At 45.8% G+C, this 8,297-nt stretch carries 9 protein-coding genes and 1 pseudogene; 2 read left to right on the forward strand and 8 right to left on the reverse strand.

The features are described from left to right. Nucleotides 1-109: 109 nt before the first annotated feature. The 4 genes from PSF11_RS14355 to dnaB-PI form a co-directional block, all read right to left on the reverse strand. Entirely contained in the window at nucleotides 110-394 is a 285-nt protein-coding gene (locus PSF11_RS14355; RefSeq protein WP_004239737.1) for a ParE family toxin-like protein, read from the reverse strand. Then, a complete protein-coding gene (locus PSF11_RS14360; protein ID WP_000235333.1) occupies nucleotides 384-974 on the reverse strand; it encodes a DUF2857 domain-containing protein in 591 nt (196 codons plus the stop codon). Before PSF11_RS14360 ends, PSF11_RS14355 begins: the two co-directional genes overlap by 11 nt. 524 nt (nucleotides 975-1,498) lie before the next feature. Beyond that, the gene (locus PSF11_RS14365; RefSeq protein WP_000845359.1) at nucleotides 1,499-3,148 is read right to left on the reverse strand and encodes a ParB family protein; all 1,650 of its coding nucleotides are present in this window, start codon (nucleotides 3,146-3,148) and stop codon (nucleotides 1,499-1,501) included. Nucleotides 3,149-3,162: 14 nt separating this feature from the next. Continuing rightward, nucleotides 3,163-4,515: an SPI-7-type island replicative DNA helicase gene (gene dnaB-PI / locus PSF11_RS14370; RefSeq protein WP_000549132.1), complete on the reverse strand. Its 1,353-nt coding sequence runs from the start codon at nucleotides 4,513-4,515 to the stop codon at nucleotides 3,163-3,165. A gap of 211 nt (nucleotides 4,516-4,726) precedes the next feature. Between dnaB-PI and PSF11_RS14375 the strand changes: the two genes are divergently transcribed. After that, nucleotides 4,727-5,158, forward strand: a complete 432-nt coding sequence (locus tag PSF11_RS14375) for a hypothetical protein (RefSeq protein WP_001095747.1) — start codon at nucleotides 4,727-4,729, stop codon at nucleotides 5,156-5,158. 77 nt (nucleotides 5,159-5,235) lie between these two features. Here PSF11_RS14375 and PSF11_RS14380 read toward each other — a convergent pair whose 3' ends face one another. After that, nucleotides 5,236-6,108 (reverse strand): ParA family protein, encoded by an 873-nt coding sequence (locus tag PSF11_RS14380; RefSeq protein WP_000196965.1) that lies wholly within the window; start codon nucleotides 6,106-6,108, stop codon nucleotides 5,236-5,238. A 449-nt stretch (nucleotides 6,109-6,557) separates the two neighbouring features. On the opposite strand from PSF11_RS14380, the pseudogene PSF11_RS14385 reads away from it, so the two are divergent. After that, a pseudogene (locus PSF11_RS14385) lies at nucleotides 6,558-6,800 on the forward strand (tyrosine-type recombinase/integrase); the annotation flags it as partial. Nucleotides 6,801-6,891: 91 nt separating this feature from the next. Here PSF11_RS14385 and PSF11_RS14390 read toward each other — a convergent pair. The 3 genes from PSF11_RS14390 to PSF11_RS14400 all read right to left on the reverse strand — a co-directional run. After that, a complete protein-coding gene (locus tag PSF11_RS14390; RefSeq protein WP_072502498.1) occupies nucleotides 6,892-7,161 on the reverse strand; it encodes a PAAR domain-containing protein in 270 nt (89 codons plus the stop codon). A gap of 184 nt (nucleotides 7,162-7,345) precedes the next feature. Continuing rightward, nucleotides 7,346-7,786 (reverse strand): SMI1/KNR4 family protein, encoded by a 441-nt coding sequence (locus PSF11_RS14395; RefSeq protein WP_004927418.1) that lies wholly within the window; start codon nucleotides 7,784-7,786, stop codon nucleotides 7,346-7,348. 12 nt (nucleotides 7,787-7,798) lie between these two features. After that, nucleotides 7,799-8,297: HNH endonuclease signature motif containing protein (locus tag PSF11_RS14400; protein WP_272682832.1), on the reverse strand; the 499-nt coding region annotated here is incomplete at its 5' end.

Genomic DNA, 8,297 nt, shown 5'->3' on the forward strand with positions numbered 1-8,297 from the left:
AATAATTTCATGCCTGAATACACTTATAGCTGCCTCCTCCGGTGAAAATACCGCACCGTAAAGAGGCAGTCTCAATATACTGAGGATCATGATGTTGAATATTCTGCCCTTACCGGCTAATCATCTTGTTATAACGTTCATGGCTCATCAGCTTCCAGCTTTGCCCCTGGTCCATACTGAGCAGACGCCAGAATGCACCAATATCAATTTTCAATACCGGGTAAACACCGCCCTTTTTTCCACCGCATTTCACTTTTTTACAAAGTCGTTCTCCCGAAAAATAACGTAGCAATAACCCGTTTGCCTTCCGCTGAATATGCTCCGGAACAGGCGTGACACATTCCGGAAATATCCGGGCGGATTGATGATGACTGATATTCCTGTTATCCGGCATGATATTTCCCCCTGTCAGCTGAATTCAGTATGCCGTCCCGGTGCCATTCCTGAACCGAATTCCATACCGTGGTCAGAGAGACATTCATTTTTTCGGCACAGGACACCATGATCTGAAGACAATCCGGATCATCCGGCTCCGGCATGCCCTCCTCTTTCCAGCGATACCATAATTCCGTTTGCTGCACATCTGACAGCCGCTGTGAACGGCCAGCATTTCCCCGGATCCCGGACAAACGCCGACGGGCTGACACCTCCAGTGACGTCATGCCAAAATACTGATTCAGCAAATCGATGGATGCCCCCAGTCTCAGACAGCGTTCAATCATCTGATTTTGACGGTGAACTTCTTTTGCCCGGGTCAGTAATAACCGTAAATTCTCCCGGTGGATCTGGCAGGTAATAATGGAGACCGGACTTTGAGAAAGATAATGCAGATCTTCAATGGTTAAACTGTTCAGTAACCGGATCTCATTGTCCGTCAGTCCCAGCGCCTCACAACGCCGCAGATTTCCGCTTTTTATTTCCATCACCAGTTCTGTCAGCAGATGATTCCCTGCCTGTGCTAATTGAGTCGCCATTACAGCCTCCTGTATTATTGAAAGCCTGCCAGAGTGTAAGTATCCACTGTAACACGTAATTCCGGTGCCATAACTCACGGGCTTTATTTGAAAGCAATACTTCTGCCCCTGCTTTTTGTCTCATGGTGCGCATATATTTTCGCCACGCCCGGCGCCGGCTCTGATAATACCGGGACCATATAAATCCCAGTAATTCCGCAGACAATTCAGCCTGCCGGCCTTTACCGGTAAAACACACCTCAATATAAGGTTCTCCGGCGGTCCCGGTTTTCCGCAGTGCATAACGGCAACGGCAAATTTCCGCACTGAACAACACCAACCGCCACCAGTCCGCATCCTGATTTTCCGGTGGACGGACAGAAAACCGGAAAACCTTATCATGCTCATATTTCCGGCTCCCGGCCCAGAATAACCGGCAGATATCCATCAGGCGCTGTATCACTTCCTGCTCATAACCGGTCTTTGCCCGCCCCCGGTTCAGGGGCAGATAACACGCCAGCGCCTCCGGCGATAAGGCGGTGCTTTTATTCCCATTCCTCTTCATCATTCACATCCGGATCAACATCTCTTTGTTTGGCATACAAACAACGCAACAAGTACATCAGTTTCATCCATGTCATAAACTGGGTATCATTCAATACCGGCGACATACCGGGCTGATATCCCCCCGTCAGCAGGGCTCTGAGGGCATCCGGAATATCATCATGGGACTCATCAGGTTCTGAGAAAACCGTCATCACACGCCCCAGCACCGAATGTGCTGACAACGTAATAAATCCCGGAGAATGCACCCCGGAAGCCGCCATAAAGGCGGAAGATAAATCCAGCTCATTCCCTAATTCAAACAAAGTACGGTAAATTTGCGTCTGAAGATGTTCAATATCATCCAGATGTGATGCCACCGGCCAGAGATCCTGACACGTCAGTGCCGTCACCGCATGACCGGAGACGGGCGCCTCCACCGGTGTGACATGCTCCGGGTTATTCGTGACAAACAGACTTCCGCCATCGACAGGCTCAATATCCGCCTCGTCGGTATCCCCGCTCAGCACAGGTGCCCCGCCGTATAAATCCGTCTGGATCTCCACAACCGGACGGGATTTTTTCTTTTCAACGACAGGAGATACTGAAGCCTCCTGACCTGAACCAGAAGATAGGGGCTCCGTTAACAAATCCTCTGCCGAAAAACCGGAGGTCATACCGGTAGGTACGGTTTCTGAATGCGCGGTTGTTGTATCACCCTCACTCTCCACCGGCGCAGGCAATTCCGGCTTTGTGCTGCGTCTGCCTTTATTGACCTTCAATTCAAATACCCAACGTTCATAATCCACACCGGCAACAGAACACTCCCTCAGTAGCCGGCCAATCAGTTCATCCAGAAACACGTCATAATCAAAAACATCATGGTTATCTATTTCTGTGCATGTCCTTTCAAAACATCCCAGAAAATCACAGGCTGGATCCGGCCCGTCATACTGAAAAAGAAACGAATCCGCTACCCGTTTTAATGTCGAACGCACGGACAATAATTGCTCAATTTGGGGTCTTCCCAGCCCGTTTTCCAGTAAACGGGGCATATAAGGTAATAAAACAGAAACAGTATCTTCCATCTTACTGATGTGTGAAATGCTGACAGGTAATCCGTCCGCCGTCATGCGCTGAGCGAATGCCCGGAGTGATAATTTTTTCCCCAGCGTTTCCTCATACAGAGAACGCGCCACACAAATCCCTTGTGCTTTTTCCAGAAACGTTAACTCCCCTCTGACTTCATTCTCCGCCAGATGGCCAATCAAACACTGCAAACGCCCCGGCCAGGGTTTAAATAACACATGAAGGCGGAAGAAACGCTCATCCTGTGTCTCCTGCCACAACTCAGAGAGGATCTGATAGCGCGTATTTCCGCCGTCACTGAAGATATAAAACTCACTCCCCGGTGCTTTGGTGACTTTAGGGACACTGTCCAGTCCGCGTGCCCGAATGGAACTCTTGATTTCCTCATAACGCGGGTTTCTGCCCTGACGTGGGTTATCCGGATTTGGCTGAAGTTGCTCAAGTGTTAATATCATCGGCATTTCAGACACCGGATTGACGTGGGCATTATCGGATAACGGGGAACTGACAGGATTTCCTCTGAGAAGCGCCTGACTGAGTTTATGCTGTAAATCTGTTTTCATTCTTCGCCTCTCCCTTAAAAATAATATCCCTGAGGAAAATCACTGAACCGGGTATACATCCCGTTAAACTGCACTTTCACCGTCCCCAGCGGTCCCTGTCGTTGCTTACCGATGATAATTTCTGCCACACCTTTGTCCGGTGAGTGTTCGTGATACACCTCATCGCGGTACAAAAATAAAATCAAATCCGCATCCTGTTCCAGCGAGCCGGAATCCCGTAAATCCCCGTTTGTCGGGCGCTTATCTGCACGTTGCTCCAGTTGCCGGTTTAGCTGGGAAAGGGCCACCACCGGACACCCGAGTTCTTTCGCCAGTGCTTTCAGACTACGGGAAATTTCACTGATTTCCTGCGTCCGGTTTTCCTGTTCAGGACTGCGCATCAGTTGAAGGTAATCCACAATAATCAGTCCCGGCGTACCCACTTTACGGCGGTAACGCCGTGCCCGGGCACGTAACAGGGAAGGTGTCATATTACTGGTATCATCAATCACCAGACGCTCCCCCCATTCGGCAATCTGTGACATGGCACCACCAAGACACTCCCAGTCATTTTCTTCCAGAGACGCACTGCGGATAGCCGTCAGTGAGACATTGCCCAAATCACTGAGTAAGCGCTGCATGATTTGTTCCGCCGGCATTTCCAGACTGAAAAAAAAGACCGGTTTTTCTGCCAGACGCAGGGCATTCTGTGCAACGGTCAGCGCCAGTGCCGTTTTCCCCATCGATGGCCGTGCGCCCAGTAACACCAAATCGCCTGCCTGCAAACCACAGGTTTTTTCATCCAGCTCACTGAACCCCGTTGGCGTACCGGTTATCCCTTTTGCACTTAATGCCTCCTCCAGATGCTGAACAACATTATTTAAAATATCGAGCAACGACGGGGAATAAGCGGGCAGCCCTTTTTCTGACAGCTGAAACAGCCGCTGTTCAGCCTGCTCACATAACGCCGGTATATTTGCCTGAGCCGCCACACTCTGGGTGGCCAGCAGATTCCCGAGCATCATCAGACCACGGGCACGGCTGCGATCCACGACAATCTCCGCATAGCGGACAATATTGGCCGCACTGGGGGTGTTTTTGGATAATTCCGCCAGATAAGCAAAGCCCCCCACCCGCTCAAGCACGCCGTCTTTTTCCAGTACATCACTGAGGGTGATTAAATCTATCGGGCTGTTTATCTGACACAGGGCGGCCATTTTCTTCCAGATTTCCTGATGCGCTCTGGAACAAAAATCCTCCGCCTGTAATAACGGCGCCACTTCATCCCAGCGGTCATTATCCAGCATCAGCCCGCCCAGCACGCTCTGCTCCGCCTCCGGTGAGTACAGAGTTTCAGGTAATACAGCAGAAGAAGACTTTTTATGCATTGAAAAGCCCTCCGTTAATCCGAAATGCCCTGTTCCCACCGTGTAAATAAATTATTTTTTTTGGAATATGAATTGTTGGTGTCGGACGAACAGTCGTCAGAGATAAGCTCCCTGTGACTGCCCGACTATTTTCGGACCGGTAAGTTTGGCGACCCCGGTCTGAACGTACAGGCAGCCTATTTTTATCCATAACACACCTAAAGGAACATTTATGAATACAAACTATCAACTGCCGTCCGACATTGATTACATTGGCATTTTTGACAACAACACCGATACGGGCGAAGCCCGTTTTGACTTGTATGTCAAAACCTTCCGGAGTATGACCATGAAAATGACTGAAGAAAGCAATTCCCGCCAGAGTCTGTTCCGCCTGCAATGGCTGGGTGACTGGCTGGCTGAAATGTATGGCTGGAAAATGCTGAATCCCGATATCACTCCCCTGAATGCTATTCACAGCTATCTTATTCTTCGCGATAACCTGCCGGCAGCTCAGGTGGCAGGCATGACAACAGAACAGATACATCTGGCGCTGACTGAAGAGTGGGGCACATTCAAAGCTCGTAGAGGGGCAAAAGACTTTTTGCGCAGAGTCGAAAAACGCCCGGACTCTCTTGACGATCCTTTCCGGGAAATACATTAATTCTGATCTGGCTGGCAGTATCTGCTGCCAGTCCACGGTTAGACTGAACGGGAAAAAACAGGAGAATACCTTGATATTCATGGACGCACCTCCCGTTTCAGCACATCATCAAAACGGGTTTTCCATTCCGGAAACAGCTCTGAAACAAGATGATGCATAATGACTGCGGCTGCCGGTGTTTTACGCTGAGTCCGGTATTCCAGACGATGCACCGGTTGTCCCTGTGCATGACCATTTTTAAATATTTCCAGTTTGGGAACAGCGGTTTTCAGTAACGAAAGAGAAATCGACTCCGCAAAGGGGTACGCTTTTTGGTCAATAATCTGAGTTAATTCAGTCAGTGTTGCACGATCTAACACCGTATCTTCAACACAATTAGCAAGAATACGTATTGCCGGCAGGGGAATTCCGTAAGCCGTCAGCGGCACCAGCCCGCCGATTAATCCCAGTGTTCCCCGTAAAAATTCACGCGTATCCGGCAAAATAGGTTTGATTATCCCGACAGCATAATCGGTGGCAGCTAACAAAATGGTTTCCAGCATCACCGAAGCCGCGCCTTTTGAATCAATGATAATAACATCGTAAGAAGCGAATAACGGATGTTGCAGAATATTACGCAGACGCATTCTGCCGTCAGGTGCATGCAATATAGCCGCAGGGAGACGATCATGCGGATCGTTAGAAATGATGATATCCAGATTAGGGATAACGGAGCGTGATATGATGGTATCCGGCCGGGAAAGATCGGTCAGTTGCATTAACAACTCAAACAAGCCGTTTGGTGCTTCATATTCAAGTTTAAACAGACTGCTGGCTGTCGGCTGGGAATGATCGCCGTCGATCAACAGGGTTTTTAACCCTGCATCAGCACAAAAACCCGCAATATTGCTGGCTTTGGTTGACTTTCCGGCTCCGCCTTTTGTTGATATAATTGGAACAATTCTGGTCATTTTCTCACTCAGCATACTCTGGGTGAGAAGTCAAAAAAAATAATTACATTAGTGAATTACATCAAGCTTTTTAACTAGGGGATTGAAAATCCCCGTGTCCTTGGTTCGATTCCGAGTCCGGGCACCACTTTCACTTCTACAGTGGTCTCCTCAGTTAGTTTAGTTCCTCATAATGATTAAGTTATCTTCTATTCCACCTAAACAAACTCAATACGATATTTGATATTTAAGCATAGCTTGTTCGATATAATTTAAAGACCATTTTATAGTGTACCACTCCCGACAGATATGAGCCTAAAACAAAGAACATAAGGCTTCTGGTAAGCGTACTCCGAGCAAACCTAATAGTTGCCGTTACTGATTGCTTTACGAGCAAAAAGAAATAATTATCGATTGGTGTTTGCCCTGATATTTCTCTTGCTGACGCCCGCGTTATACGTGATGAAGCCAATATGGTATTAAAACGAATGGGGTATAATAGTAAAGCAACGTGGCATGGTTTCCGCCACACTATGAGTACGATCCTGCATGAAAAAGGGTTTAACAGCACTTGGATTGAAACTCAATTGGTGCATAAAGATAAAAATTCCATTCGTGGAACCTATAATCATGGTCAGTATTTGGAAGGAAGAAGGGAAATGATGCAGTGGTATGCGGATTATATTGATGAGTTAGAGCATAAATCAAACTGAATAATATCATTTAGCCACCTTTGCGAATATTCGTAAAGGTGGTCATTACCTAGACTTTATTTTTTCCTAAGCACTGATATCGAACTATAATTTAACCTAACGCGACAAGCACGCACCCTCCAGAACATCCACAAACGACTTTATACCCCTCTAACGCGACAGGGATACCATTAATTTTCATTAAGCTATCACCTTCAACAATAGTGCCTGTTTTTTTGCACGAAGGGCAATAAACAGAGTCACCCACACAAGCTACGCCTTGAGTTTGCTTGGCGAGAGAAGAAGCAGTCAGCACCGTACCACCAGTATTCGTCGTATCATTTTTTAAAATGATTTTTCTGCTGTTTACGGTGCTACGCATTAAGATATTTCTCCTGATACAGTTTCACTAAAATCTGTTCGACCTTTTTCTAAAACGTCAACGAAAAATGTTTTTTATCAAATGATAAAATATTTTACTAGACTGGTAATCTATAAAAGAATCATATCTGAGTTAGTCATTTATAAAGTGAAAATTCTACGACACTAGTTTATTTTTATATATCTTAATAATAATCATTTCCAAATACATCATTCAAAAAAGATTCAAAATTACTATATTCCTTTTGGAATAAACCATCATAAGAGTGAAAGTAAACTTCGCCATAACTATCTTTCTTAAGGGATAAAAGCAAGGTATTTCCCCCATTATCATAACCAAAGGGTATAAAACTTCCCTGCTCATAGTGTACTGATTTATTATTCAGTATTACATCCAAATCACCAATATCCTCAATAAGCTTTTCAATAGGTAACTTTCCATACTTTATAGGGTTAAAACCTCCAAAATAAGAATTTATATTGGAATCTTCACCAATAAAGCCACCATTAATGGTAAGATAGTGTCGCTTAAATGCTTCTGGCAATTTAGCTATAAACAACAATTCAAATTGATTTAACTCATCATTAGATAAGCTTTTTTCAGGAAACACTAATTCTATTGTCATATAATTGGCTCCTTATTTATTGGGTAATCTAAATGGATATTCACTAACATTATTTGTGTCCTTGAATTGGCTCACTCCACCTTTATGCTGAATCCCATTATGTGAATCCGAAACAACTAGCTGCATAGTACCTTCATTAGTAATTGGATCATAATCATCTAGGTGGTGCCAAAGATAACGTTCCCCATCTAACATAGGTGTGGATTTTTGTCCAAATCCAGCCATATTTGCCGCTTCAAAATCATCAGGATAATTCCCTGTATACTTAATTTTTACTATAGGCTCAACTGGAGTACCATCTGGCTTCAATCTATCAGGATTATGATATAATGCCTTGCTTTTCGAATAGTCTAATCCACCATTCTCATTAATAATAACATCATCATATCCACGAGCCTTGAGTTTTTCTTCAACTGATTTACCGCGTAAGCTTACATACGTAGGTTTTACATCCTTTCGCTCAACCGTCAGAATATAATCGCGAAAATCCACCGGCTCAACATCGTGCCCC

The sequence above is a fragment of the Providencia sp. PROV119 genome (genome assembly GCF_028482435.1).
Lineage (GTDB): Bacteria > Pseudomonadota > Gammaproteobacteria > Enterobacterales > Enterobacteriaceae > Providencia > Providencia stuartii.

Bases quoted from the DNA above. Each gene is read 5' to 3' on its own strand.
- PSF11_RS14355 (WP_004239737.1), bottom strand. From the start codon at position 394: ATGCCGGATAACAGGAATATCAGTCATCATCAATCCGCCCGGATATTT.
- PSF11_RS14360 (WP_000235333.1), bottom strand. From the start codon at position 974: ATGGCGACTCAATTAGCACAGGCAGGGAATCATCTGCTGACAGAACTG.
- PSF11_RS14365 (WP_000845359.1), bottom strand. From the start codon at position 3,148: ATGAAAACAGATTTACAGCATAAACTCAGTCAGGCGCTTCTCAGAGGA.
- dnaB-PI (WP_000549132.1), bottom strand. From the start codon at position 4,515: ATGCATAAAAAGTCTTCTTCTGCTGTATTACCTGAAACTCTGTACTCA.
- PSF11_RS14375 (WP_001095747.1), top strand. From the start codon at position 4,727: ATGAATACAAACTATCAACTGCCGTCCGACATTGATTACATTGGCATT.
- PSF11_RS14380 (WP_000196965.1), bottom strand. From the start codon at position 6,108: ATGACCAGAATTGTTCCAATTATATCAACAAAAGGCGGAGCCGGAAAG.
- PSF11_RS14390 (WP_072502498.1), bottom strand. From the start codon at position 7,161: ATGCGTAGCACCGTAAACAGCAGAAAAATCATTTTAAAAAATGATACG.
- PSF11_RS14395 (WP_004927418.1), bottom strand. From the start codon at position 7,786: ATGACAATAGAATTAGTGTTTCCTGAAAAAAGCTTATCTAATGATGAG.